The organism is Psychrobacter sp. 2Y5 (genome assembly GCF_051847375.1).
In the GTDB taxonomy this organism is placed as follows: domain Bacteria; phylum Pseudomonadota; class Gammaproteobacteria; order Pseudomonadales; family Moraxellaceae; genus Psychrobacter.
In genome coordinates this window covers 400565-426980 of the sequence record NZ_JBPYDA010000002.1, presented here as the reverse complement: position 1 = coordinate 426980, position 26416 = coordinate 400565, and the positions used below count along the sequence as shown (strand labels likewise).

The following is a 26416-nucleotide window of genomic DNA, read 5'->3' as shown; positions in this document are numbered from 1 at the left end:
TGCCCAATCAGTTCATTCATGCGAGTGGACTCTTTTTGGATACGGTCAAGATAATGCGTCGCATTAGGTGCATAGTCCCGAGTCAGCTCAGTCGCCACCTCAAGGCGCGCTAGTGGCGAGCGCAGTTCATGAGAGATGTCGCTGAGCATTTGTTTACGGGACATTTCGCTATCAGCCAGTCGATTGGACAAATGAGACACATCCTTCGCCAGGGCGCCTAGCTCATCATCCCCAAACTGTGATAAGTCATCACCAGATATATAATCGCCTGCGCTCATACGGTGTACTTTAGATTGAACACGGCGAATACGTGTCGATAAAGCACGGCTAAACCAGTAACAAGCTAATAGACTAAGCAATAAAATAATACCAAAGCGCACCGGAAAATGAGTTCTTTGTAAGGCTATTAGATCTGGCAATGGTAGGCGCGGTTGTAGTTGCACGGTATAGGTATAACCATCAGGTGTGGTGACAGATATATCTTGCAGCTCAGGATAATCCTCTGTATTTGGTACCACCTCTTGAATCATTTGATTGGGTGGTAAGGCGGGATTATTGAGTGCCTCGGGTGGTTGATTCTTTCGCACTCTTGACGGTATAAACCGAGAGTATAGGGGCATGCCTTGTTCATCAACAACTATAATCTGATTACGAAGACCGCGCTCATTGCGATAGATTTGTCGCACTCCATCATAGTCACCTGACTCTAGTGTATGTATTACCTCTTGACGCACAGTGATTAGGTGCGCCACTTGCACCGCCATTCGAGATTCTAGTGCTTGCGCGTTTATCCACCTCTCTATGGCGACTGATATCACTGATGTTAGTAGCAATAGCAATAACAGACTTAAAAATAGTCGCCAAAATAAAGGCAGTGATAGATTAAGTTTGCGCTTAGTATTTGTAGTGTCATCTAAGCGGTTGTTTAAGCTATTATTTGAGCTATTCTCTAAAGGTTTCATCATAGTACCAACTGATAGCCCTTGCCGCGAATAGCTTTGATAGGCTCATCATGAAAGGGTTGCAGTTTTTTGCGCAAGCGTGATACGTGCACATCAAGGCTGCGATCAAAGGGTTGCAGCTCACGCTGTAGCACGGTTTGCGATAGCCACTCTTTACTAACGACCTCACCTTGATGCTGTAGCAGAGCCACTAATAAATCAAACTCAGTACCCGTCACTTGTAGTTCAGTGCCATCAATGGTGCAGATACGATGACCTTGATCTAGAGTCATTCGCTCATGAATGAGGGCAGGGGTATCTACTGATGGTGTAGTGGTACGCTTGATAACGGCATTGATACGTGCCAGCAGTTCGCGCGGATTGCAGGGTTTGGCAATATAATCATCAGCACCAAGCTCAAGACCGATAATACGATCAATCTCATCGCCTTTTGCCGTGAGCATAATCACAGGGATTTGACGGGTGGCTGGCAGTTGACGCAATACGCTAAGTCCATCTATTTTGGGCATCATGATATCAAGGACTAATAGATCATACTCAAAGGCAGTATCTTGCAAGCGCTCTAGTACTTGCTCGCCATCATAGACACAATCACAGCTAACCTCATGATTAGACAAGTACTCTTGTAGTAATTGAGTCAGCTCTTCGTCGTCATCACCAAGCAAAATATGAGTCATAACTTAGTCCTAAGTTATTAATAAATAATAATTTATTATCCTACCGTTTTTTAATGCGCTCATATCAATAAATTAGATGAGGCGGTTTAGTGCATCTAGTACATTTAGTGCATAAAGTAAGTTTACAAGAGATAAGGGCTTAATAGCATCAATCGTTACCTTTCTTAAAGTTTCATAAATCTACGCAACATGCATTTGTATTATGATTTGTTTTGTCGATAGAGCACTGTTTATCAACGGGTTCATAACGATTTGCAAGACTGTAAATTGAAGAAACCCTAACATTTATAATATTCATTCCAAAAGGTAATCATAATGAAAAATTTAACCATCGCTACACTATTATCAGCGTCAACTTTATTGGGAATGGCTGGCATTGCCAGTGCTGCTCCAGACAATCAACCACTGCGCACATCCCAAATGCAACATCATAAAGGCGGTATGTCTGCAGATAGAGGTCCATTATCACAGCTCAACCTGACAGCCACGCAGCAAGCTCAAATTGAGGCTATCAAAGAGGCTAAAAAAGTGGAACGCGATAATAACCGCGCGCAAAACCAAGCGCAGCGGGAGCAAATGCGCGAGCAGATACAAGCTCTAGCAAATGCTGATACGCTAGATACCGTCGCCTTAAATCGCTTAGCAGATAAACATGCCGAGCAGGCCAGACAACGCTTTGTTGATAGGGTCCAAAGCCAACAAGCGATCGCTAAAGTATTGACTGCTGATCAGCGATCGCAGCTGCAGCAAATGAGAGCAGAACGCGGCGAGCGAGGTGGTGAGCATAGAGGTAGCAGCGACAGAGGTCATAGCCGTGGTGGTGCTTAGTGTTATTTGCTCTTGAAAACACTCTCTAAAAGTGGCACCCATAAATGTCAAAACCCTATTATCACAAGAGGCATAAACGTTACCTTTCTTAAAGTTTCATAAATCTACGCAACGTAGAAAATAAATATACTCCCTTAATAGGAATAGAGAAGTCGCTTCAAGGTACTACCTATCGATTCAGGCATTTAAATTATGGCTGTTCATAGTAAATTTAAACGTAAATGGAATTAGTATGAAGGATCAAAGAATAGGATCTGGGAGTTGTAGCTCTTAGCTTTAAAACTAAATATTTAAATTAATAGCAAAATATTAACTTTACAAAAAGGAGTATTATCATGAGAAATTATCTTAATCTGTTTAGCACGAAAGCGCGATTGCTCTATTTAGGCTCAGCATTACTCATAGCACCAGTAACCTCGACCTTTGCTATATTACCTATGATGTCACAAGAATTTGAACCTAGCTCAGTTACTGTGGCTTCTGAAGATGAAGAGCAGTGGAATAGCTATACTGATTTGAGTGGTGAAGACAGCTATTTAGATGTTGCCAATAATACAGCTAAACAATACGAATCTGAATTACTGGTATTTAATATACAACAATTACCTATTGTGAGTCTCCGTGAACGCACTATTATTATGAGCTCAACCTTATAAGTAATTTTATTGCAATATCGAAGAACAGCGTCCAACTATGCATTAAAGAATATAGCGCCACAATTAAGTTAATAGCATCTTAAAACAGCCTTTCCTAAAAAATGAGTCTCTCCTAGTATACTGGATCGACTCATCTTCTATATTATTAAAAATAAGAAATGCACTGAGCTTATAAGTCGCTTAACCTTATAGTTCCCATTATTTTGACACTGTCGACTACTTCTTAAGGGAAATGGTGGACGGGTGAGCCGTACCGCGATATCTACCTGATCACGGTCGAAATCTGCAATAGATTCAGTAGCGACAGTACGTAGATCAACGTCAGGAACAGCGATTGATAGCGCCGAAAGACTGGGTAGTAAAATTTTAGTGGCAAATGTCGGTGTCACACTAATGGTCACCGCCTGAGGTTCTTTGAGTATTTGAGTGGTGGCTTTTCTTAAAATCTCAAACGCTCGTGTGACTTCTGCAAAGTAGATTGCGCCTTGCGAGGTAAGAGCCACGCCCTTTGGCAGCCTTTGAAATAGCGCAAATCCCATGTATTCTTCTAATATACGCACCTGCTGAGCGACTGCTCCTTGGGTCACGAAAAGCTCATCTGCTGCGGCGCGAAAATTTAAATGACGCCCTGCTGCTTCAAATGCACGTAAAGCATTCAAAGAGGGTAAAGCGCGATAAGCATTTGACACAACCACCTCTTAGACAATAGATTTTCTACAGTCTAGCACTTTTTAATATCATGTGAGATATCTGCAACCATTAGTTATGATAGATAAACCAATCACTAATGGAGAAAATCATGACTAAAGAAAAAGTTGCGCTTATTATGGCAGGTGGCTCAGGTATGGGTGCTGCGGCCGCTCGTAAGCTCGCTCAGGATGGCTATAAGGTCGCTATCTTATCGTCCTCAGGCAAAGAGGGAGGCGTTAGCAAAAGAGTTGGGAGGTATTGGCGTCACGGGTTCTAACTTGGTAGATGTCGATGTACAGCGCTTAGTTGATTTGGCAATGGAAAAATGGGGCCGTATTGATGCGCTGGTAAACTCTGCCGGTCACGGTCCACGTGCGCCTATTTTAGAGATCACCGATGACGACTGGCATACAGGTATGGAGGTTTACTTCCTCAGTGCTGTGCGTCCGATTCGCCTCGTCACGCCAATCATGGTGGCACAAGGCGGCGGCGCTATTGTCAATATTTCCACGACTTGGGTCACAGAGCCGACAGCAACCTTTCCAACTTCGACAGCGTTTCGAGCCAGTCTTGGTGCTTTTACTAAGATCTTCTCTGGTGATTATGCGCCGCAAAGCATTCGCATTAATAATGTCTTACCTGGTTGGATTGACAGCTTACCTGAAGTCGATGAGCGCCGTGAGAATGTTCCGATGGGGCGTTATGGTGAAGCTGAGGAAGTTGCTGCAACGATTGCCTTTTTATTATCAGAGGCAGCTAGATATATTACGGGTCAGAGCATACGCGTTGATGGCGGTGTAACTCACTCTGTTTGATAAAAGGTAATGCTAGGTTTAGAGCACACACAGCGCTAGTATTACTTGGTGTGATTTGAGAGTCTAACTTCATTTTTATGAAGTGGGCTACCGCTTTAATTTAATAAAGCCTTTTCAAGCTGTATTTCTACGAGTGTTGTTTGGGTTTATACTTTTAGCGCTAATCGCATGGCGTCATAAAGTCATTACTCGGGAGCAGCTTGCGTATTTACCGCATTTTATTGTTATGTCAGTGCTCGCGACCTCCTTTTATTATTCTGGGTTTATTGCCGGTACTGCGTTGTTACCACTGTATTACGTTACGTTTACTTTATTCCCTGTATGTCTTACCCATAGCTGTAGACCGTCACCATCACTATGCTTATCAGGACGGCTAGGGGTGCATTTTTTACTTGGGACTAGCTTATTGATAATAGTATGAGTTAATGGCATGTTGGTATATTCCCGTGTTGATATAATATATACCAACAAATATACCTATATTCTATATGTTTCGCCACATACCAAGATATTCGTAAAACCCGCAAAACCCCATAAAAAAAGGCTTGCCGCATCGCTGCGAACAAGCCTGATTCAATATGTGGTGGGCCCAGTAGGACTTGAACCTACGACCAAAGGATTATGAGTCCTCTGCTCTAACCAACTGAGCTATGGGCCCTAACGTTAGACGCACAATGATACCTGATTTCTCTAAATTTTCAAGTAAAAGATAAGCAGAATCATGACTATTTACTAAATTTTAATACTTACCACCTGCTAAGGTGAGACCACGACCGCCATCAACATCAATAATCTGTCCGGTGACATAACTGGCTTGTATTAAATATAGCACACTATGAGCGATGTCTTCGGGTTTACCGACGCGCTGTAGAGGTATGGAGTCAACGATACTCTTTTGCAGCGCGGACTCGAGAGCTTGATCGCTATTTGCTTCTGGCAAGATATTGACGCCTGGAGCGACACCGTTGACTCGTACATCAGGCGCAAGCTCTAATGCTAGAGACTGTACCATCATCCGCTGGGCCGCTTTTGCCATATTATAAAGGGTGTAGTTTTTGAACGGTTTATTGTGCGCATGGATATCGAGTAGGCTAATGATGCAACCTTGCCTCGCTTGCAAGTAGGGCAGTAGCGCTTGGCTGAGTATCAAAGGCGCTTTAGCATTACTCAAAAACAGCTCATCCCATTGCTCATTATCGATACTATCTATAGGGGTAGGGTAAAAGCGAGAAGCATTGTGGACTAAGACGTCGAGTTGACCAAATGCAGCGATAATAACTTTGACAAAGGCCTCTAAGCTGTTTTTAGTATTAACAATTGATAAATCCGCCAGTAATACTTTGGCACTATGCGGGCGTATTTGATTGAGCTCGTCGCTGAGTTCTTGAGCTTCAGGCTGGCTATTATGGCAGTGAATGATAACGCGGTAGTTCTGATTATGGGCGGCTTTAATAATAGCCGCTCCAATACGCTTAGCGCTGCCAGTGACGAGTATAACGGGGGCAGTGTTATGATCTGTCATAAACTAGGTTTGCTCATTTTGAGTTTGTAGGTGCTGGATTCGAGCGTCGCGGAGAGCCGCTCCAATAGCTGGTCCTTTTAGCCCGCTTGTAATATCAGTCATATCAATAGCATGAAAACTACTCAGCGCTAGCATCATTTGCAGGTGGTGAATGGCCAACTGCAGCACTTGGCTAGTGACTAATAATTGCGAGAGTTTCTCAGGCGTTTTGTGAGCGTTACAAGCTTGAATAAGATCAATCTTTTGTGCCGCGTCTAGCTCCTTTATTTTATTTAGCTGCTGCGCGTGCTCGACAAAAAGATTAGCAAACTGGGTATGCGCTTTAGGGACTTTAGCGCTCTGGCCTATGTCAATAATACTTTTAGAAGCTGTGTCTTCATCGTTTTTTAAGTGAAACAAAGAGTCATCAAGACTTGCCATAAGCAGCGCCCAGCGCTGCGAGAGGTTCAGCTGCATTTGACCGGCAAAGTATAAGGCGGTTTGTACGGTTTCTTTGATAGCAATGTTTTGCCATGCCCGCGCAATTGCTGCAAAATTATTATCAAGCGCACCAATGTCAAATAGCGTCTGCCAGTAAATATGAGGAGAGGGCTGCATAGTAGCGCGGCTCGACTCTTGCCAAACACGCTCGCCACTTAAATGCGTAAGCTCGCCTGATTCCACTAATTGGCGCATTAAGTCCAGCGTTTCATCAGCGATGCTAAAGCCTAATTCATAGTAACGGCCGTAAAAACGCGCCACTCGCAGCACTCGTAGTGGATCTTCGCTAAAAGCAGTCGAGATATGACGTAAGGTTTTATTGTCGATATCATCTAGACCACCATGATAATCGATGACTTCGCCTGTGAGAGGTGTGTCATCGGTTAGGCTGGTCACCTCGATTGCCATCGCATTGATGGATAAGTCGCGGCGCTGTAAGTCATCGAATAGAGTCACATCAGGACTGGCATGGACACTGAAGCCTTGATAGCCGTGCCCTTGCTTACGCTCTGTGCGGGCAAGAGCGTACTCTTCGTGCGAGGTTGGGTGCAAGAATACTGGGAAGTCTGCGCCTACTTGCTGAAAGCCTGCCGCTAGCATTTGCTCGACACTGCTGCCTACTACTACGAAGTCTTTGTCAGTCACAGGGCGATCAAGTAGCCCATCGCGAACTGCACCGCCAACTAAGTACACTTGCATGATTACCTCGAAAACCAAAATATTAGGCAAAAAAACCAGCTAACGCGTGACGTTAGCTGGTTTTATTATAGCATAGCACTTATCAGTACATGATAAGTGCACCTAGTTCTCAAAATTGCAGAACTATTTTTGTTCTTCTTCTAAGTCCAGCGCTTCGGTAACGGCAAGCGCAGTCATATTGACAATACGGCGCGCGGTCGCTGATGGCGTTAGGATATGTACCGGCTTGCTAGCACCCAATAAGATAGGACCGATTGAAGCGCTATTAGTTGCTGTCTTTAACAAGTTAAAGGCAATATTTGCTGAATCAAGTGTTGGTAAGATGAGCAGGTTGGCCGCCCCTCTAAATTCGGTAGAAGGGAAGTCCTCTATACGAATATGCTCATCAAGCGCGGCATCCCCTTGCATCTCACCATCGAAGTCAAAGTTGACCTTCATTTCGGTCAATAGCTCATAGACTTTGCGCATTTTTACCGCGCTTGCGCGGTTTGAGGTACCAAAGTTAGAATGCGAAACCAAAGCGACTCTTGGCGTGATACCGAAGCGCTCAAGTTGCTCCGCGGCTAATACTGTCATCTCGGCCAATTGCTCAGCAGTAGGGTCTTCATGGACATAAGTATCCGCAATAAAAATATTACGATCTTGCATCAATACCGCGTTCATCGCATAAAAATCACTAACGCCTTGTTTTTTACCGATGACGTTTTGTACATATTCTAAATGCAGCTGATAATGGCTAAACGTACCGCAGATCATGCCTTCAGCATCGCCATTCTCGACTAATAAAGAGCCGATGAGTGAGGTCTTACGACGAACATCACGGCGAGCCAGCTCAATGCTAACGCCTTTACGTTTGTTCTTTTCGTAGTAGCCTTGCCAGTAATCTTTATAGCGTGGATCATCATCTTGATTGACGATAGTCATGTTGACGCCATCTTGTAGACGTAAGCCAAGTTTTTCGATATTGGCTTCAATCACTGCCGGACGACCAACCAGAATAGGCTGCGCCAATTGCTCATCGACCACAACTTGTACGGCTAATAGAACATTATTATCTTCGCCTTCACAGTAAACAATACGCTTGGGATCTGATTTGGCGCGAGCAAAGATTGGTTTCATCACAAACGCGGAATTATAGACAAACTCAGATAACTGTTGGCGATACGCTTTCATATCTAAAATAGGCAGGCTAGCGACGCCTGAGTCCATAGCTGCCTGTGCGACAGCAGAGGCAATCTCAATGATTAAGTTTGGCTCGAGTGGGCCTGGGATCAAATAGTCGCGACCGAAACGGCGCATTTTATCCGTGGTTTTGACATTACCTACAGGGGTGGCTTCAACATGAGCCATAGCCGCAATAGCACGGACGCAAGCGATTTTCATCTCTTCGTTAACGGCGGTCGCGCCGACATCTAACGCGCCGCGGAAGATATAAGGGAAGCACAGTGCGTTATTGACTTGGTTAGGGTAGTCTGAGCGACCGGTTGCCATAATCACGTCTGGACGTACTGAATGCGCCAATTCTGGCATAATCTCAGGCGTTGGGTTAGCAAGAGCAAAGACGATAGGGTCTTTTGCCATACGTTTGACCATATCAGGAGTTAAAATGCCAGGCATCGATAGTCCCAAGAACATATCGGCATCATCCATAACTTCTTCAATCGTCGTCGCGTCGGTATCGCGGGCATAGCGCTGTTTAGATTCGTCAAGATTATCACGGCTAGTAGACAAGATACCGCGTGAATCAGAGACAAAGATATTGTCTTTATTAACGCCTAAGGCACAGATAATATCCAAGCACGAAATGGCAGCAGCACCAGCCCCTGAACAGACAATCTTAATCTCTTCAATTTTTTTATCGATTAAGATTAAAGCGTTAAGCAAAGCGGCCGCAACGATAATAGAAGTACCATGCTGATCATCATGAAAGACTGGGATGTTCATACGCTCGCGCAGTTCACGCTCGATTTTGAAACATTCTGGTGCTTTGATATCTTCAAGATTGATACCACCAAAAGTTGGTTCGAGAGACGCTACCGCTTCGATGAACTTGTCAGGATCGTTTTGGGCTATTTCAATATCGAAAACATCAATACCAGCGAATTTTTTGAACAGGACGCCTTTACCTTCCATAACAGGCTTTGAAGCTAGAGGACCGATATCACCTAAGCCGAGTACTGCTGTACCATTAGTGATGACACCAACTAGATTGCTACGAGCCGTATATTTAGCCGCTAGTTTTGGATCTTTTTCGATCTCAAGACAAGGTACGGCAACTCCTGGTGAGTAAGCAAGCGCTAAGTCGCGTTGGTTGGCTAGCTGCTTGATAGGAGTGACTGAGATTTTACCTGGACGAGGATGTGAATGGTAATGAAGAGCCGCTTGTTCAAACTGTTCTATTTCTGAAGCTGGGCTGTCCGTATTCAAGGAGGTATCGTCATTCATAATAATGGCCATAGTTAGGATAAAATAGTTAGAATAAAGGTGTTATAGGAGATCCAGAGGTGTCATAAAAAAGGGTGCTTCAAGCTGACTCATAAAAAAAAGGCTAACATCAGCGCCTTAATATTGTGAAGGCCGTTATCCATAAAAGATAATGGCTAATATACAGCCAGTTTTTTATAAAGCACACAGCGTTTAGCTAGACTGCTAAAGACCATATGCTAAAAAAATAACTATTCTAGCATCAATGTCAATTCACTGCCTAGTCAACCGGCCTTAAATGTGCAAATTAATATAACGTTACAAGTCATCTATTCAGCATAAAACTGCATAGGCTTACCCATCAGCATCGACAAATCATAAATGGATAAGCCATAGGCAACAAGCCATCTAAGAAGAGCAGCTGATCGGTAATTGCGGCGCGTTAGGTGTAGGGGGAGTCGTATCAAGTTCGGTAGCGATATCTTGTACGTCATAAGGCCGACTTAATAAGTCATAAACTCTAGCCACCTCGTCGAACTGACCTTGCTGGGCTGCAGTGATAGCGCGCTGTGCCATCTCGTTACGCAGCACGTAGACTGGATTGTTGTTTTTCAAACTATCGATTACCTCATCGGTAGCTAAGGTAGCTAATCGGTTTAGATAACGCTGACGCCAGTCTTGCCAAACCGCTAGCGCTTTTGGAGGTAGTTCATGGCTTAGAATCGTTAACAATTGCTTTTCATGAGGATGTTTATTAGGAGCAACCAAGCCTAATAAAGCTCGAAAGCTATTGGTATAATCGAGTAAGTTATCTTCTAGTAGGCTCATCCACTCAAACGCTAGCTCTAAACTCTCTTGCTCGTGGGGAAGACCTAGCTTACGACACAGCCCTTGTTGATAATGCTGCATAAAGACAGTCTCGTAAGGCGCTAAACAATCTGCTAGAGTCTCACGAGTTACGCCCTCTAGGCGCATAAAATGCGGTAGCCAGACGTTAAGGTTCCAATAACCAATAGCGGGCTGATTTTGATAAGCGTAACGTCCAGTGTGATCAGAGTGATTATTAATCCAAGCCGGATTAAAGCGCTCCATAAAACCAAACGGTCCAAAATCTAAGGTGCTGCCGGTAATTGATAAATTATCGGTATTCATCACCCCATGGGCAAAGCCAATCAACTGCCAGTCGGCAATCATATGCGCTGTACGCTCGACAACATTGCTTAAAAATGCCAGTATCGGCTGCTCAGTATCGCGGCACTCTGGATAGTAAGTATCGATCATATAGTCAGTAAACTCGCCGAGTAAGTCCGGTGCAAAGCTCGCTATCCATTCGACATGACCGAGGCGTACATGACTATCTGCTACTCGCATCAAAGCGGCGCCTGCTTCCATTGTTTCGCGGCGCACGGGTGTATCTGAGACCACAAACGCTAGCGCATTGGAGGAGGGGATACCTAGCTGAGCAAAAGCATGGCCACATAAGTACTCACGGATAGTACTGCGTAACACCGCTCGGCCATCTCCCATTCGCGAGTAAGGCGTCAGGCCAATACCCTTAAGATGCAGGTCTTGTAAAGTTTCACTATTATCCAAGACTTGCGCCATCAGTAGACCGCGCCCATCGCCCAACTGTCCCGCCCATTGCCCAAACTGATGACCGGCATAAGCCATCGCTAGCGGCTCAAAATTCTCAGGCACATAGCGTCCGCCAACGATATCGACCCAATGCTCCATCAGCTCGCTATCAGCTGACCAACCTAATTGCTCAGCGACTTGTGAGTTAAAGTGGCCGGCAAGCGGGTTAATCAGAGCGCTTGGCGGTTGCTTATGATACAGACGCGGGTCTAATTTGGCATAGCTATTTTGGTAGCGCATAACGGCTTCCTATTATGATTAAATCTCTTAAAAAGCCACTATAACATAGCCACAATATCGCAATGATAAGCTCTGTTGCTTAGTGGTAATTTATATCCAGCAGGCCCTATAAATACAGAAGAAATCTAGACAAAAAAATCCCTCTATCTATAACAGATAGAGGGTAGGAGAAACTTATTGATTAGAGGAGCTAGGAGCTAGCTTAGTTCTAACTAAGCGGCTTTATTATCAAAGCCAATCGAGCGAAACGCGGTTTTGAGATTGTTATTATGCTCAAATATTTTTTGCTCAACTTTGATATATTCGTGCTTAAGCTTATCATCAACCTCATGCAAGCGATCAGCAAACTCCGTCTTTTTCATCTCCACTGCTTTGGCTTTTAGCGCTTGCCATTCTTCAACAGTTTGTTTAAACGCATCATATTCAAACTTAATACGATCTTGGAAGTTTTGCATTGCTTGTGGAATATCAATACCGTCAGAAGTTGCTTTGTCGATTTGCTGCTGAGCACGCTTAAACTGCATTTGTACTTCGGCATGCTTGATAGTGGTGTCATCCACTCTACGCAACTCACTAGTCAAACCAAGCTTAGATAAACCTACGATTAACCATTTCGTTGGATCGTACTGCCACCATTTAACACCATTGCGATAGTCGTATTGGAAGAAGTGATGATAGTTGTGATAACCCTCACCCCAAGTAAAGATAGCTAAGATTGCGTTATCACGTGCACTATTAGTATCGGTATAAGGGCGTGTACCAAACATATGGCATAAAGAGTTGATAAAGAAAGTAAAATGATGAGTCAAGACTAGACGTAGTAGGCCTGCTAGCACTAACGTACCCCAAACATCACCGATCAACCAGCCTACGGCTGCGACCATAGCGACATTAGTCGCTAATACCCAAAGACCATAATACTTATGCTGAATTTGTAGCACTTTATCTTTGGTTAGATCAGGGATGTTTTTGTAGTCAAAGCGGCCACTAGGGTAGTTACGTAGCATCCAACCAATATGGCTAAAGAAAAACCCACGCTGCGCTGAATACGGATCTTCCATACGATCATCGACGTGACGATGATGGGTGCGGTGACCTGAGACCCAGTCAAAGGCTGAACCTTGCACAGCAAGGGTTGATCCTAATAGTAAGAAGTTTTTTACTAAAGGATGCGCTTTGTAGGCGCGATGCGACAGCAAGCGATGATAGCCTGCAGTGATACTGATACCTGTCCAGACCATAAAGGCGCCAAAGACCCCCCAGACTGGCGCACTAACTTGATGCGTTAGCAGATACCAAGGAGTAATCACCGCTGCTGCAATAGGCGTTGCTATTAAAAAAATCGCGGGTACTAAGTTAATGGGCGACTTTTGGAATTCAAGCTCAAGAGGGTCGACACCTTCATAGTTAGCCGCTGAATTCGCATTCTCGTAGCCGCTTGTAGCAGCAAACTGAGTATCTGCTGCTGCATCAGTGTTGCTTTTGTTATTATCAAACCACGTCTTAAAACGTAGCGCTTGAGTGCCAGCAGTTTGTATAAGCGTATCACTAGACTTCATAGCGAGACGTAAGCCTTTAAGTGGTAAACCTATTACTTTTTTAGCAATCATGTAATATCCCTAACGGTATTAATTTCAGCGTCTATATTACCCTAAATAAAGTATAAAGTGAACAGGTATACACTAGAAAAATATTGCTAAATAACAATAACTTGTATGAGTTATGGGATATTTATAATGAAAGCCATGTTAGCTATCAGGAGTTCAGTGAAAGTGTAAAACTGTGCGGAGATATGTTACATAAGGCATGACGCTTAGTGAGTGGATAAATCGTATTACTATTCAGGGTAAGCCTATAGTTTTTAACAAAATATCAATCGAGAACTCTCAACGCTAGGGTCATAATAATTGCGAAGGAATATCGGTGATAATGACATCCACTTGCCATTCTACCAGCTGTTTTATAGCCTCGATATCATTGACCGTCCAAGCGCTTACCGGCAACTGATAGCGGTGACAGTTATCGATAATTTGCTCGTTTAACAACGCGTAATGAATACCCAGTTGTGTACAGCCTAATCTTAGCGCGGTATTAGGTGCCGATGGTATAAGACTAGGCTCGAGCACTAATAATCCACGAGGTATCGATGATAGCTGCTGATGTCGCTGTAATTGGGCTAGTAGCTTTTTATCAAAGCTAGTCAATACCAACGGCAGGCTGGATAATGGGCTATTCACTAAATAGCGCAGTAACGCTTGCACAAGCTTGTCATGATTAGTGCGCTCGTGCGTTTTAATCTCAAGCTCGATATGAGTAAACTGGCTCAAAGTATGAGCTTGACTTCTTAATTCTGTCACCTCATAAGCCTTATCAGTACTGGCTTTATCTATACCCCACAGACTATTGAGCGCTTGACGTTGAGGCTTAAATGTAGGAGTAGACATCGAGAGTGGTAAAGACTGCGCTAACATATCGAGCGTAATGATATGGTGGCCCGATTGGGTGTGACGTTGAACCTCGCGTAGACTCAATTGGTCAATCCGCGCTTGTAAACCGCATAAACGCTGTAGAGTGTCGTCATGAAAAACAATCAAATGACCATCAGCGGTGAGTTGCACATCGAGTTCAACGCCTGCTAAGCCCCTTGCTTGCAAGCGCTTAGCGTGTTGAAAGCCGAATAAAGTGTTTTCTTGTGCTTCCACGCGCGCGCCGCGATGACCAAGGAGTTGCGTTTTTTTGAAATCTATCATAATTAAAGCAAGAATTTTTTCAGTGATAAGAGCCGGTTATTATACCTATCATAAGCTGTCTTTTATGATAGAACGTTTACTTTGAAGGTTGGTTATTGACTACGGCGTCTTTAGACGTTCTGTGTTGTGTTTTTGCAACTAATGCTGATTTTACCGCTATTAGTGGCTTTTATTTGTATATCTAGAAATTGTGATGCTGAACATCTTAGACAAACCCCGTATAATGATTTAATTTTTAATTAAGTGCCATTCTCTAAAGTAGTTATTCTTTTCTTTAAAATAGCCATTTTCAAATTATCTATTGTACAGTGCTATAGATAATGAATATGGTTCACCCTTGATTTACAAAGGATGATTGGCTACAAGGCGATTGGCTATAAAGAGTAATAAAGGCAGCTATAAAAAGGTCAGTAACTCAGGAGCTAAATGAGTATGAGCGTAGTCAAAAATAAGTGGATGAAATGGCAGCAGATTGCTGGTATTAGTTTGGTGTGTGGTTTAGCCGTTGCAGGCTGTAGTCGCCCAGATGATGAGGACAGCGTTGATACCACTGACGTCAGTGCTGAGCAGCAAGCCACTGGCGATGCTGATATTGCACCCGCAATGAGGTGTGATGACCCTATGGTTCAAGACCGCCTCAGAACTGCATTAATGAACACTTTAGATCAACAAACGCAAACGCTCGCGACTAACTATGCAAACAATGCAGAAGTGGCTATTAGCAGTAGCATGCTCGATACTAAAGTGGGCAATATCAAGATTGACGTACAGAACGCAGCGATTTTACAAGAAGGCAATGCTAGTGGCATGACCACTTGTCAGGCGAGCGTCAGCATGACCTTGCCTAGCGAGGACTTGTACCAAGCAAGCTTAATAGATTCATCCAATAATAAACCAAGCTTGCAATCGCGTTTGGCTAACGAAAACATCCGTATCAATAATAATATGTTAGTAGATGATGCTTTTAGCTATGTCATTGGTGCTCAAAACGGTCTAGTGCAAGCCCGTATCGCAGGCCAACCTGCTTTGATCCGCATTGTTGCTGATGTTATGGCAGGCTCGTCACTTAAAACTATGCTAGATGAGCAGGCAGCGATTCACCGAGCCGAGGCGGCGGCTGAGCGTAGAGCAGCGGCGTCAAGCAGAGAGGAAAATCAAACTATTCGTCAGCCAAGAACGGTGACGCCAGTAGAGCCAATCCGTCAAGCGACTCCGCCAACACCACCGGCACCGCCGACGATTAATCAAAATAACAATGCTAACAATGATGATGAGAGTGTAGCCGCTGCTAGTACTAGTACGGATAATAGAGCCAGTACGCCAGTGAAACCAGCGCTCCCTAAGGCAACTCCTGAAGATAAGAGTATTGATATGATCATCGTTGAAGATGATAGTGCGACTTATTAAGCTTTGTTTTTTTTAAGCTTTATTTTTGCTGTGTCTAAAAGCTGTTCATGACCTAGTCAATAACTAAGAGACAAAGCGCTGATAGATTTAAGCTATTGGCGCTTTTTTTAGGCGTGATTAAACGGCGCTATTTACCTTCATCAAGCTTTTGTAACACTTGACTATCCCATAAGGCCTCAGAGATTTGGGCAGGATCGGTACAAAAACGTGCCGCGACAAATAACCAATCAGATAACCGATTAATCAAGCTGACAGCGGTACTACGGATAGCTTGCGGGCGCTGCTGTTGTAACAACACGGCCTGACGCTCAGCGCGGCGACATACGGTACGCGCTATGTGCAATTGACTGACCAATATTGATCCTGTGGGCAAAATAAAATCTTTGAGCGGTGGCAAGCCAGCATTCATGCTATCTATCTGCTGCTCTAACCAGTCGATATGAGTCTCGTTCACGCCTTCATACTCTGGCATCGCAAGCTCCCCACCAATGTTGAATAGTAAATGCTGAATAATCACTAAGGCATGCGCAAAGTCTGACTCATTTATAAGTGATAAATGCTCAGATAGCGCTGTGTTAGCAACCGTGTTCATTTGCGTTAATTGGGCGCGTACTAAGCCAACATGCGAGTTGAGCTCATCGATATCACCCATGACTGTGAAGAGCATATCAGCTTTGCTGACGCGGCTGCCATCCGCCATGCCTGTTGTGCCATCATCACCAGTGCGAGTGTATATCTTACTTAAACGATTGCCCATTTATAACTCCTTATCTTTTATACCTAAAATGCGTGATACGCTGAAAGGTCTGTTTCTTTAACGGTTTTATTTAACAGCGCCCTGCGCTCATTGTAGTATTTTATGTCCGTTTTCGCTAAGATAATGCGTTAATATTTATATCACTTTATTTTATCAAAAGGCTATTTTGTTATGACTACCTCAGTTACCGATGCGCAGTCTCAGCTTGTTGTATACGACTCATTGACTGCCCGCAAGCAGTCCTTGCAGCCCTTAGTGGCTGGCAAGTTAGGAATGTACGTCTGCGGCATGACGGTTTATGATTACTGTCACATCGGTCACGCTCGGGTGATGGTGGCTTTTGATATGGTAGTGCGTTGGCTGACCCAATTAGGTTATGACGTCAATTATGTGCGAAATATTACTGATATCGATGACAAGATTATCGCGCGGGCTATCGAAAATAATGAAGATATCGGCACTCTGACTGAACGCTTTACAAAAGCGATGCATGAAGATGCTGCCGCGCTTGGCTGCTTGAGTCCAGATGCAGAGCCGCGCGCGACTGATCACATCGATGAGATGCAGCAAATGATCGCCACTTTAATCGAAGGCGATTATGCCTATGCTGCCAATAACGGCGATGTTTATTATGCCGTCGATAGCTTTGCCGATTATGGCAAGCTCTCCAAGCGAAAGCTTGATGAGATGCAAGCGGGCTCTCGCGTTGAAGTTGAAAGTATCAAGCACAATCCTTTTGATTTTGTTCTATGGAAAGCGGCAAAAGCAGGCGAGCCGCAGTGGATGTCTCCTTGGGGGCAAGGGCGTCCAGGCTGGCATATTGAATGCTCCGCCATGTCGACTAAATGCTTGGGTAATACCTTTGATATCCACGGCGGTGGTCATGACCTGCAGTTTCCGCATCATGAAAACGAGATTGCGCAATCGGAGGCAGCGACAGGCTGTGAGTACGCGAACAATTGGATGCACGTTGGCTTTATTAATGTCGATGGCGAAAAAATGTCTAAGTCTTTGGGCAATTTTTTTACCATACGCGAAGTCACTAACAGATATCATCCAGAAACTGTTCGGTTTTTCTTATTATCGAGCCATTACCGCAGTCAAATAAACTTCTCTGATAGCGCCTTAGATGAAGCGCATAACAGCCTAAGTAGATTATATAATGCGCTTAAAATCGCTGAGCAACAACAGAATCAAGCGCTTGAGACTGACAATGAGCTTATCAATCAAGCGTATCAAAGCGTGGCAGGTCAAGACTTTATGGCCGCTATGAATGATGATTTTAATAGCTCAGCGGCTATTAGTGTCTTGTTTGGTCTAGCAAGCGAAGTCAATAAAGCGGCAAAAGCGGAAGATACAGCTAAGGCTTGGCAGTCAGCCCAGCAGCTGCAAGCGCTCGCCAAATCATTAAATATCTTACAGCAACCGCCAAAGCAGTTTTTGCAAGCAGTTATTGGTGAAGAGTCGGAGGATGGGCTTAGTGATGCGGCTATTGATGCGCTTATTACTGAGCGTGGCGACGCCAAAACGAATAAAGACTATGCGCGGGCTGATGAGATTCGAGGTCAACTAAAAGAGGCGGGCATTGAGCTTGAGGATAGTAGCGCTGGCACGACTTGGCGCCGCGCTTAACACAGCTGCTGCTATAAACGGACAAAACCACCAAGATAACTACAAATACTCATAGATAAAGTCAGCTTAATGCTGGCTTTTTTTAATGGACTCAATTAGCTTATATTTAAAGTAGTTTGATAAGCGATAACACTCCATGCGAATACATGTTTTCTTACTTTTTATGCTGAGTCTCTGCTCCTTTTCGCTCAATGCAGCAACGGAAGAGAGGGGAGTGTCTGCTAGCGTACAAACTCAGCAGCAAGCAAGGCAGGCCGATAAGCTACAAGTAAATACTGAGCTTAAAGGAGAGTATAACGAAAACTATTATCTGTTAGAAAAGTTGAATACGGGGTTGCCGCCATTATCACCGCCGCCCAATTTATTAACGCCGATGGCAACTTTAGAGTTTTTTCAAACGGCGGTAACGAGGGAGCAGTTTGATTTAGCTGTCTATGCGCTAAACTTGAATTTGTTTGCGCCCAGCACCCAAACTAGCCGCGGTATTGAGCTGTCTAAACGTCTTAATTATTTATTAAATAGAAAAAATCTTTATGTTTTTAATAAAATGCCGGATCGTCCTGATGGTTTGATTGAGCCTTCTTTTGGAGGAGGGAGCAGCATTCATGGCGTCTCGCGCCGCTCTATTCGGCTTGGCGACATAGAGTATTTAGAGCACCGCATACCGATATTTATCGAGCGGGTAAAGATAGAGGACAACACGCCGGTTTGGGTATTCTCAGCACAAACGGTCAGCCATATCGATAAGCTCTACGAGCAATACAAACCGGCGACGTTTGAGCGCTATCTGCCCTCATGGCTACTGTTAAGGTTTTTTGGTATCGCTGTTTGGGAGTTTTTAGCCTTACTCATTTTCTTCTTCATCACTATCGCGGTGGGATGGGTGTTCAGTAGACTCACTGGTAAACTAATAGATCACTATACGAGTAATGAAGTGCTGTCTAAAGTGGGTCATAAAAAAAGCATCACTGAATTAGTCAATAAATTTACTGTGCCGCTGACTTTTACCATTAGTTTTTCTTTAGTATTTACTTTGGTGTCAGGTGGTTTTCCCTTTATACAGGCTATCGCCACGGACACTAGGCCTATCGTATGGGTAGCTTTAGTACTGAGCGTCTTATGGCTAGGTATCCGCGTGATTAACTTTTTTGCCAATCGCTACGAGGATCTGCAAATCGAAAGTTTGGGCGAGGAGCAGTACGATGAGTATCGCCAGCGTAGTACTTATTTGTCGATATTTCGGCGCGTTTTTATCTTTGTTATGGTGCTTGGCAGTGTTTGGATAGGCTTGAGCGAGTTTGTCAATATAGAAGGACTTGGCAAGACCTTATTGACTTCAGCCGGTATCTTGAGTGTGATTATTGGTATTGCCGCGCAGCCGACACTTGGTAATATCGTCGCTGGCATGCAGATCGCCATTACTCAGCCCATACGTATCGGTGACACGATTATGATTGATGGTAATTGGAACACAGTCGAGAATTTAGGCTACACCTATGCCACTATTAAAACTTGGGACGAGCGCCGCTTATTTGTGCCGATGCGCTATTTTGTCAATCAGACTATTGAAAACTTGTCGCATCCTGAATCTCATCTAACGCGCACGGTCTCTTTACTCGTAGATTATGGCATCAATGTTGATGATATTCGGCAAAAATACAGCGAGGTGGTCAAAGCCAGTCAATACTGGGATGGCGAAACTGAGCCTATGCTGCAGGTGCTGTCAGTCGCTAGGGATACTATTGAGCTGTACGGCACTATAGCAGCTAATAATCCTGATGATGCTTGGATGCTAGAATGTGAGGTACGAGAGCAAATGCTAAAGTATCTTTATGATAAACAAAAGCCTTATCTGCCAGCTGAGCGTATCACCTTTAAAGAGAACTGAAAAAGTAGAAAAAAAGAAGTAAAAGCTAAGGGGTATGAAGAAAAACACATTAGCACGGTTTTTTATTTTTATAGTGGAGCGACTTTATAAGCTAAGTAGATAAAATACGTAGACTAACAAATAAAGTCAGTTCTATACTGGCTTTATGTTATGGACTGCTTTAATTTATCAGCATACTTCTGCCAGAAAATTATAAATATGACAAAGTTTCATGCTCTTATATCCTGTAGTGCTAAGCGGTGCAAAGTAATGCCTTGTAATACCAAGCATCATGCGTCTAAGGGCGTTACTGTTATGCCCAATACGGTTGTGCTTGATAACCCTCTGCCCAATAATGTAGCTAAGACTAAGGGTGCTACGATCTCTTTGCGCTCAAGCAGTATGGGGATAGTCTATATACTGACGGCTTGGTTATTACTCTCGATTATCTATCTACCTGTCTATGCTGCAGAAAATGTCCAAGACAGCCAAGCTAATACGGCTGATAGTTCGCCGATATCTATCACCACTCAGCCTGACAATATCGTTGATTACGCTGAAGATAAAATTAAGAGTATCGATCTAGAAGATATCAACCCTGCCAAAATGATTAACAAGGTCCTTGATCCCTCAGAAAAAATAGCAGTGCCGCAAGCTGGGTATTTGCAAGGCGATACTGAGATTATAGGAGACTATAACGCCAACTATTATCCTCTAAATAAGCTCAATGAAGGCTTGCCACCTTTGTCTGAACCACCGCATTTATCGAGTCCACTAGCAACGATGGAGTTTTTTCAATCCGCTATTATGAAACAGCAATTCGGGTTGGCAGCTTATGCACTAAATATGAACCTGATTGATAGTGAGCGCCAGCCTAACCGCGCCGTTGAGCTCTCAAAACGCCTAGATTATTTATTGCGTAAAAAAGAGCTGTATGTTTTCAACGATATGCCGGATCGTCCCGATGGTTTGATTGAGCCAACGATAGGCAGCAGTAATAGCGTGCGCGGCATTCCGCGTCGCTCAATCCGCTTGGGCTATATAGATTATCGTGAGCGCCGAGTACCTATCTCTATAGAGCGTGTGCGCGTTGGCGAGCAGCAGCCAGTTTGGGTGTTTTCGGCGCACACTGTTGGTAATATAGATAATCTGTATGAGCAATATCAACCCGCTAAGTTTGAGCGTTATTTGCCCTTAATACTGACCGCGCGTCTCTTCGGTATCGCTATATGGGAATACTGCGCTTTGCTGTTGTTTTTTCTAACGACTATGGGTCTGGGGTGGCTGCTGAGTACAGGCGTTGGTAAGCTTATCAATATGGGAGCAAGTAAAAGCGATAAGCAAACGAGCGAGAGCGTAGGACGCCGTAGTGTTAAGGATATGGCCAATAAACTGACCGTACCTTTGACCTTAACCATTAGCTTCTCTTTGGTCTATACCTTAGCTTCCGGCGGCTTTCCTTATCTTGATGCGGTAGCAACCGCGACTCGGCCGATCATTTGGGTGTTTTTAGTCATTAGTACGGTATGGCTAGGGATTCGGATCATTCATTTTTTTGCCAACCGTTATCAAGACTTACAAATCGATAGTTTGGGTGAAGAGCAGCTCGATAAATACCGTATACGTCTCACTTATGTCTCGATATTTAGGCGTGTCTTTATTTTTGTTATGATCTTGGGCAGTATTTGGATTGGCATCAGTGAGTTTACCAATGTCGAGGGATTAGGGAAAACCTTATTAACGTCAGCGGGTATTGCTGGGGTAGTGATTGGGGTGGCGGCGCAGCCTACTTTGGGCAATATAATCGCTGGCATGCAAGTAGCTATTACTCAGCCTGTGCGCATCGCTGATACTGTGATGATAGAAGGCGATTGGACGACTATTGAGGATCTGCGATATACCTATGCGGTGCTCAAAACTTGGGATGAGCGGCGGTTAATTATACCGATGCGCCATTTTGTCACTGAGATTGTCGAGAACTGGTCACATACGGAATCACATCAAACAAGGCCGGTTTATCTCTATGTTGATTATGGCGTCGATGTTGAGGTCATTAGACAAAAATTTATTGCCGTGGTTAAAGAAAACGAACTATGGGATGGTGAGACTACACCTGAGCTCATCGCCACTGTAGTTAACGAAGATACGATTACCCTACGCGGCGCGCTAGCTTCTGATAGTCCACTGAATGCTTGGATGCTCGAATGCCAAGTCCGTGAGGTCATGCTTGCTTATTTGTACGAGGAACAAAAATCGTATCTACCAACCGAACGCATAACTTTTAAAGAGGACTAGATAAAGACACTAATTAAAGAGACTTAGCGATAAAAATAGGATGTGAGAAGGCGTTGAATTTGCTATAATATGGCGTTATTTTAAAGGGATAACTAAGACATCAAGATAGCTGCTGCGTTATATTTACGCCTTTATCATCTTGTAGTCTAGCTCCCACCCATCAAAATAGCCACTATTAGGGGTATGTATGTTACGTATTGTCGATGAAGCCTTAACTTTTGATGACGTGTTATTGTTACCCGCCTATTCTGAAGTCCTGCCAAAATCTGCCGATCTCTCTACGCGCTTAACCAGAAATATCACTTTGAATCTACCTTTAGTCTCTGCTGCTATGGATACGGTGACTGAATCTGAGATGGCCATCACTATGGCGCAATTGGGCGGCATTGGTATTTTGCATAAAAGCATGGATATCGATAAGCAGGCCACGCAAGTACGCCGCGTCAAAAAGTTTGAAGCCGGCACGGTTGTCGATCCTATTACCGTCCACCCTGAGATGACTATTGGCGATCTCTTAAGGCTCACTGAGGACAATAACATCTCAGGTGTACCGGTCGTAGAAAAAGGCACTGATAAAGTCGTCGGTATTGTCACTCATCGTGATTGGCGCTTTGAGACCAATCTAAAGCAGCCTGTCAGTGAGATCATGACCCCAAAAGAGCAATTAGTAACGGTTCATGAAGGCGAGAGTAATGAGAATATCAAAAAATTGCTGCACGAGCATCGCATTGAAAAAGTGATTGTCATTGATGATGATTTTCGTCTGCGCGGTTTGATTACGGTCAATGACTTTGCTAAGGCTGAAAACAATCCGAACGCTTGTAAAGATGATAAAGGTCGTCTGCGCGTCGGCGCCGCTGTTGGCACTGGGGCGGACACTGAGTCGCGCGTAGAAGCTTTGATCGCCGCTGATGTCGATGTATTAGTCGTTGATACCGCTCATGGACATTCTAAAGGCGTGATCGAAAAGGTTTCTTGGATTAAAAAGAACTTTCCAAATATCCAAGTTATCGGTGGTAATATCGCCACAGGAGATGCTGCCTTAGCCTTACGTGATGCAGGCGCTGATGCGGTAAAAGTCGGTATTGGTCCTGGCTCTATCTGTACTACTCGCATCATCGCTGGTATCGGCGTGCCACAAATATCGGCGATTGATAATGTTGCAAGCGCGCTAAAAAACAGCATTCCGCTGATTGCTGATGGCGGTATCCGTTATTCAGGAGATATGGCGAAAGCTATCGCTGCTGGCGCCTCTTGTATCATGGTCGGATCCTTAATGGCAGGTACTGAAGAAGCGCCAGGAGAGGTTGAGCTCTTTCAAGGGCGCTATTATAAAGCTTACCGCGGTATGGGCAGCCTTGGCGCGATGTCAGGCTCAAACGGCTCCTCGGATCGCTACTTCCAAGATGCCAAAGATGGCGTAGAAAAATTAGTGCCCGAAGGTATCGAAGGCCGTGTTCCTTATAAAGGTCCAGTCGCTGGTATCGTCAATCAATTGGTCGGCGGTTTGCGCTCATCGATGGGTTATACAGGCAGCGCGACTATTGAGGAAATGCGTAGCAATCCGCAGTTTATCAAAGTCACCTCAGCAGGTATGAAAGAGTCGCATGTCCATGATGTGCAAATCACTAAAGAAGCGCCTAACTATCGTGTATAAGCTATCGCGCATAAGCGCTTAAGTGTGAAATCTTTTATCAAACTACAAGCGTTATTTATAATATAATAATAGCGAGATACAAACAGTCAACAATGCTCTGTCATTGTTGACTGTTTTTTTTCGTAAAATAACTGAGTAGTAAAGCCCCTTATAAAAGGATGGTTATACTGGTTGTTAGGTGTTTTTTAAATTAAGTGTAAGGATGTCATAATAATGAGCTATTTCGGTACAGACGGTATTCGTGGGAAATTTGGGGAGTTACCAATCACCCCTGATTTTATTCTTAAATTAGGCTATGTGACCGGACAAGTACTGATAGAGAACCAAAGCCATGCTGCGCGTAAGCCAAGTGTCGTCATCGGTAAAGATACGCGGCTGTCGGGCTATGTCATCGAAGGCGCGTTGCAAGCAGGCTTCAATGCTGCAGGCGTCGATGTCCATATGCTAGGGCCGCTGCCTACGCCTGCGATTGCCCATCTGACTCGCAGCTTTAATGCCGATGCTGGGGTAGTCATTTCAGCCTCTCACAACCCGTACTATGATAATGGTATCAAGCTGTTCTCAGGTGATGGTAAAAAACTTAACGATGAGATGCAAAACGCTATCAATGCGAAATTAGATGCCATCATGACAGCGGATCCAGCAGACGAGGCGGCGCTAATGATGCCTATTGCCGATCCTGCCAAACTAGGTAAAAACCATCGCATTGATGATGCAAAGGGCCGCTATATTGAGTTCTGTAAGGGTAGCTTCCCTTATCAGCATGATTTAGATCATCTCAAAATCGTCGTGGACTGCGCCAATGGGGCGGGTTATAGCGTAGCGCCAAGAGTGCTACGCGAGCTTGGCGCTAACGTGATTGCCATTAATAATACGCCTGATGGTATCAATATCAACTCTGAATGCGGCTCCACGCATCCTGAAGGGCTGCAAAAAGCAGTATTAGAACATAATGCAGATGTCGGCATCGCGCTTGATGGCGATGGCGACCGTATTGTGATGGTGGATGACTTAGGTCATCTAGTCGACGGTGATGGTATTCTCTATGTGCTCGCCACGCAAGGCAAGCAGCTGGCGAAAGGGGTTGCCGGTACCTTGATGAGCAATATGGGTTTAGAGCTGGCGCTACAAGCGAAAGATATTGAGTTTGCGCGCGCTAAAGTTGGTGATCGTTACGTGATGCATGAGCTGGAAGCGAAAGGCTGGATATTAGGCGGCGAGCCCTCAGGCCATATTTTATGTTTAGATAAGAGCCGCACCGGCGACGCGATTATAGCAGCGCTACAAGTACTCGCAGTGATGCAAGAACAAGATAGAGCTTTAAGCGCTTTAATTGAAGATTTCACAGTCTTACCGCAAAAGCTAGTCAACGTGCGTCTGGCGAAAATGCAAGATCCGTTTGCCAATCCAGAGCTGGTCGCAGCTTTTGATAAAGCCCGTACTAAGCTTGAGGGTCGTGGTCGCTTGCTTATTCGTCAGTCAGGCACAGAGCCGATGATTCGGGTAATGGTCGAGTCCGATGATGAGATAGAATGTGATGTGATGGCGAATGAGCTCGCCGACCAAATCAAAGCTCACTTGGGCTAGGCGCGTTTAACATTCACAAAAGGAGTCTTTATGAGTATGGATTTTACCGATCAGCGTTTGTCTTACGAAAAAGGTGAGCTTGATCAGTCCTTGGTACCAAAGTCGCCATTTACGCTATTTAAAGCTTGGATGAATGAAGCGCTAGAGCAAAAAGTACAAGAGCCTTATGCGATGAGTCTTGCGACATGCGGCGCAGATAACAAGCCTAGCGTGCGTATCGTCTTATTGCGGGAAGTGACGGATACCGGTATCGTCTTTTATACCAATTATGAGAGCGCAAAAGGCCAAGACATCGCTCAAAACCCGAATGCTGAAGTACTGTTTTTTTGGCACGAGCTTGAGCGTCAAGTGCGTATCAGTGGCTCTATTGCCAAAATAGCTGCTGATAAGTCGGCTCAGTATTTTCAGAAGCGCCCGCATGATAGTCAAGTCGGCGCTTGGGTGAGTCAACCGCAAAGCGGGGAAGTGGCCAATCGGGAAGTGATGGAGGATAAGTTTGCTCAGTTATTAAAAGAGTACCCTCAAGATGCCAAAGTGCCAACGCCTGAATTTTGGGGTGGTTATGAGATTACGATTGAGCGTATTGAGTTTTGGCAAGGTCGTGCCAATCGTGTGCATGATCGCATCGTTTATAGCAAAGAAAACAGTTGTTGGACGACCAAACGCTTATTACCGTAGCATGACGTTTAATGAGTAGTACAAAAAGCCATTTTATCGCTGTTAATTCAGTTTAAAGTGGCTTTTTTGGTATTTCAAAATTAGTTTTGTTGATTCCGTGGGTTATCACTAGCGCTAGGCCAAATTTTAGGAAATCCTATTTAAAGGACTTCCCTTGC

The 26416-nt window shown here is 44.4% G+C and carries 18 protein-coding genes, 1 tRNA gene and 2 pseudogenes; 10 read left to right on the top strand and 11 right to left on the bottom strand.

Going from position 1 to position 26416, the window contains the following annotated elements; translation table 11 throughout:
* The coding region (locus ACS8E3_RS03660; protein WP_439241321.1) for a histidine kinase dimerization/phospho-acceptor domain-containing protein at positions 1 to 965 on the bottom strand (965 nt) is incomplete at its 3' end.
* On the bottom strand, positions 962 to 1639 hold the full coding sequence (locus tag ACS8E3_RS03655; protein WP_439241319.1) for a response regulator: 678 nt from the start codon (positions 1637 to 1639) through the stop codon (positions 962 to 964). The genes ACS8E3_RS03655 and ACS8E3_RS03660, both read right to left, overlap by 4 nt.
* 315 nt (positions 1640 to 1954) lie before the next feature.
* On the opposite strand from ACS8E3_RS03655, the gene ACS8E3_RS03650 reads away from it, so the two are divergent.
* Complete coding sequence (locus ACS8E3_RS03650; RefSeq protein ID WP_439241317.1) at positions 1955 to 2467, top strand: Spy/CpxP family protein refolding chaperone; 513 nt, start codon at positions 1955 to 1957, stop codon at positions 2465 to 2467.
* A 335-nt stretch (positions 2468 to 2802) separates the two neighbouring features.
* Positions 2803 to 3123 (top strand): hypothetical protein, encoded by a 321-nt coding sequence (locus ACS8E3_RS03645; RefSeq protein WP_439241315.1) that lies wholly within the window; start codon positions 2803 to 2805, stop codon positions 3121 to 3123.
* Positions 3124 to 3350: 227 nt separating this feature from the next.
* Here ACS8E3_RS03645 and ACS8E3_RS03640 read toward each other — a convergent pair.
* Positions 3351 to 3812, bottom strand: a pseudogene (locus ACS8E3_RS03640) (LysR family transcriptional regulator); the annotation flags it as partial.
* A 110-nt stretch (positions 3813 to 3922) separates the two neighbouring features.
* On the opposite strand from ACS8E3_RS03640, the pseudogene ACS8E3_RS03635 reads away from it, so the two are divergent.
* Positions 3923 to 4628, top strand: a pseudogene (locus ACS8E3_RS03635) (SDR family oxidoreductase).
* A gap of 581 nt (positions 4629 to 5209) precedes the next feature.
* Here the strand turns inward: ACS8E3_RS03635 and ACS8E3_RS03630 are convergent.
* The 7 genes from ACS8E3_RS03630 to ACS8E3_RS03600 all read right to left on the bottom strand — a co-directional run bounded on the left by ACS8E3_RS03630 (position 5210) and on the right by ACS8E3_RS03600 (position 14378).
* Positions 5210 to 5286, bottom strand: a tRNA-Ile gene (locus ACS8E3_RS03630).
* A gap of 81 nt (positions 5287 to 5367) precedes the next feature.
* On the bottom strand, positions 5368 to 6150 hold the full coding sequence (locus ACS8E3_RS03625) for a pteridine reductase (RefSeq protein WP_439241313.1): 783 nt from the start codon (positions 6148 to 6150) through the stop codon (positions 5368 to 5370).
* Between the two features lie 3 nt (positions 6151 to 6153).
* Positions 6154 to 7329, bottom strand: coding sequence for a tRNA nucleotidyltransferase (locus tag ACS8E3_RS03620; protein ID WP_439241311.1), 1176 nt, complete (start codon positions 7327 to 7329; stop codon positions 6154 to 6156).
* 123 nt (positions 7330 to 7452) lie between these two features.
* Positions 7453 to 9774, bottom strand: a complete 2322-nt coding sequence (locus tag ACS8E3_RS03615) for an NADP-dependent malic enzyme (RefSeq protein ID WP_439241309.1) — start codon at positions 9772 to 9774, stop codon at positions 7453 to 7455.
* A 387-nt stretch (positions 9775 to 10161) separates the two neighbouring features.
* Positions 10162 to 11628, bottom strand: coding sequence for a protein adenylyltransferase SelO (locus ACS8E3_RS03610; RefSeq protein ID WP_439241307.1), 1467 nt, complete (start codon positions 11626 to 11628; stop codon positions 10162 to 10164).
* Between the two features lie 212 nt (positions 11629 to 11840).
* Complete coding sequence (locus ACS8E3_RS03605; protein WP_439241305.1) at positions 11841 to 13238, bottom strand: acyl-CoA desaturase; 1398 nt, start codon at positions 13236 to 13238, stop codon at positions 11841 to 11843.
* 288 nt (positions 13239 to 13526) lie between these two features.
* Positions 13527 to 14378: a glycerophosphodiester phosphodiesterase gene (locus ACS8E3_RS03600; RefSeq protein WP_439241303.1), complete on the bottom strand. Its 852-nt coding sequence runs from the start codon at positions 14376 to 14378 to the stop codon at positions 13527 to 13529.
* Positions 14379 to 14804: 426 nt separating this feature from the next.
* Here ACS8E3_RS03600 and ACS8E3_RS03595 point away from each other — a divergent pair, with 426 nt between their 5' ends.
* A complete protein-coding gene (locus tag ACS8E3_RS03595) occupies positions 14805 to 15785 on the top strand; it encodes a hypothetical protein (protein WP_439241301.1) in 981 nt (326 codons plus the stop codon).
* Between the two features lie 127 nt (positions 15786 to 15912).
* Here the strand turns inward: ACS8E3_RS03595 and ACS8E3_RS03590 are convergent, their stop codons facing one another.
* Positions 15913 to 16542, bottom strand: coding sequence for a cob(I)yrinic acid a,c-diamide adenosyltransferase (locus ACS8E3_RS03590; RefSeq protein ID WP_439241299.1), 630 nt, complete (start codon positions 16540 to 16542; stop codon positions 15913 to 15915).
* 171 nt (positions 16543 to 16713) lie between these two features.
* On the opposite strand from ACS8E3_RS03590, the gene cysS reads away from it, so the two are divergent.
* From cysS to pdxH, 6 genes are all read left to right on the top strand, one after another.
* Entirely contained in the window at positions 16714 to 18174 is a 1461-nt protein-coding gene (gene cysS / locus ACS8E3_RS03585) for a cysteine--tRNA ligase (protein ID WP_439241297.1), read from the top strand.
* A gap of 214 nt (positions 18175 to 18388) precedes the next feature.
* A complete protein-coding gene (locus tag ACS8E3_RS03580) occupies positions 18389 to 20062 on the top strand; it encodes a mechanosensitive ion channel family protein (protein ID WP_439241295.1) in 1674 nt (557 codons plus the stop codon).
* Positions 20063 to 20356: 294 nt separating this feature from the next.
* On the top strand, positions 20357 to 22336 hold the full coding sequence (locus ACS8E3_RS03575; RefSeq protein WP_439241293.1) for a mechanosensitive ion channel family protein: 1980 nt from the start codon (positions 20357 to 20359) through the stop codon (positions 22334 to 22336).
* A 187-nt stretch (positions 22337 to 22523) separates the two neighbouring features.
* Positions 22524 to 23993, top strand: a complete 1470-nt coding sequence (guaB, locus tag ACS8E3_RS03570; RefSeq protein ID WP_439241291.1) for an IMP dehydrogenase — start codon at positions 22524 to 22526, stop codon at positions 23991 to 23993.
* A 213-nt stretch (positions 23994 to 24206) separates the two neighbouring features.
* Positions 24207 to 25580: a phosphoglucosamine mutase gene (glmM, locus tag ACS8E3_RS03565; RefSeq protein ID WP_439241289.1), complete on the top strand. Its 1374-nt coding sequence runs from the start codon at positions 24207 to 24209 to the stop codon at positions 25578 to 25580.
* Positions 25581 to 25616: 36 nt separating this feature from the next.
* Entirely contained in the window at positions 25617 to 26258 is a 642-nt protein-coding gene (pdxH, locus tag ACS8E3_RS03560) for a pyridoxamine 5'-phosphate oxidase (RefSeq protein ID WP_439241357.1), read from the top strand.
* Positions 26259 to 26416 lie beyond the last annotated feature (158 nt).

Bases quoted from the DNA above. Each gene is read 5' to 3' on its own strand.
- ACS8E3_RS03655 (WP_439241319.1), bottom strand. From the start codon at position 1,639: ATGACTCATATTTTGCTTGGTGATGACGACGAAGAGCTGACTCAATTA.
- ACS8E3_RS03650 (WP_439241317.1), top strand. From the start codon at position 1,955: ATGAAAAATTTAACCATCGCTACACTATTATCAGCGTCAACTTTATTG.
- ACS8E3_RS03645 (WP_439241315.1), top strand. From the start codon at position 2,803: ATGAGAAATTATCTTAATCTGTTTAGCACGAAAGCGCGATTGCTCTAT.
- ACS8E3_RS03625 (WP_439241313.1), bottom strand. From the start codon at position 6,150: ATGACAGATCATAACACTGCCCCCGTTATACTCGTCACTGGCAGCGCT.
- ACS8E3_RS03620 (WP_439241311.1), bottom strand. From the start codon at position 7,329: ATGCAAGTGTACTTAGTTGGCGGTGCAGTTCGCGATGGGCTACTTGAT.
- ACS8E3_RS03615 (WP_439241309.1), bottom strand. From the start codon at position 9,774: ATGAATGACGATACCTCCTTGAATACGGACAGCCCAGCTTCAGAAATA.
- ACS8E3_RS03610 (WP_439241307.1), bottom strand. From the start codon at position 11,628: ATGCGCTACCAAAATAGCTATGCCAAATTAGACCCGCGTCTGTATCAT.
- ACS8E3_RS03605 (WP_439241305.1), bottom strand. From the start codon at position 13,238: ATGATTGCTAAAAAAGTAATAGGTTTACCACTTAAAGGCTTACGTCTC.
- ACS8E3_RS03600 (WP_439241303.1), bottom strand. From the start codon at position 14,378: ATGATAGATTTCAAAAAAACGCAACTCCTTGGTCATCGCGGCGCGCGC.
- ACS8E3_RS03595 (WP_439241301.1), top strand. From the start codon at position 14,805: ATGAGTATGAGCGTAGTCAAAAATAAGTGGATGAAATGGCAGCAGATT.
- ACS8E3_RS03590 (WP_439241299.1), bottom strand. From the start codon at position 16,542: ATGGGCAATCGTTTAAGTAAGATATACACTCGCACTGGTGATGATGGC.
- cysS (WP_439241297.1), top strand. From the start codon at position 16,714: ATGACTACCTCAGTTACCGATGCGCAGTCTCAGCTTGTTGTATACGAC.
- ACS8E3_RS03575 (WP_439241293.1), top strand. From the start codon at position 20,357: ATGCCCAATACGGTTGTGCTTGATAACCCTCTGCCCAATAATGTAGCT.
- guaB (WP_439241291.1), top strand. From the start codon at position 22,524: ATGTTACGTATTGTCGATGAAGCCTTAACTTTTGATGACGTGTTATTG.
- glmM (WP_439241289.1), top strand. From the start codon at position 24,207: ATGAGCTATTTCGGTACAGACGGTATTCGTGGGAAATTTGGGGAGTTA.
- pdxH (WP_439241357.1), top strand. From the start codon at position 25,617: ATGGATTTTACCGATCAGCGTTTGTCTTACGAAAAAGGTGAGCTTGAT.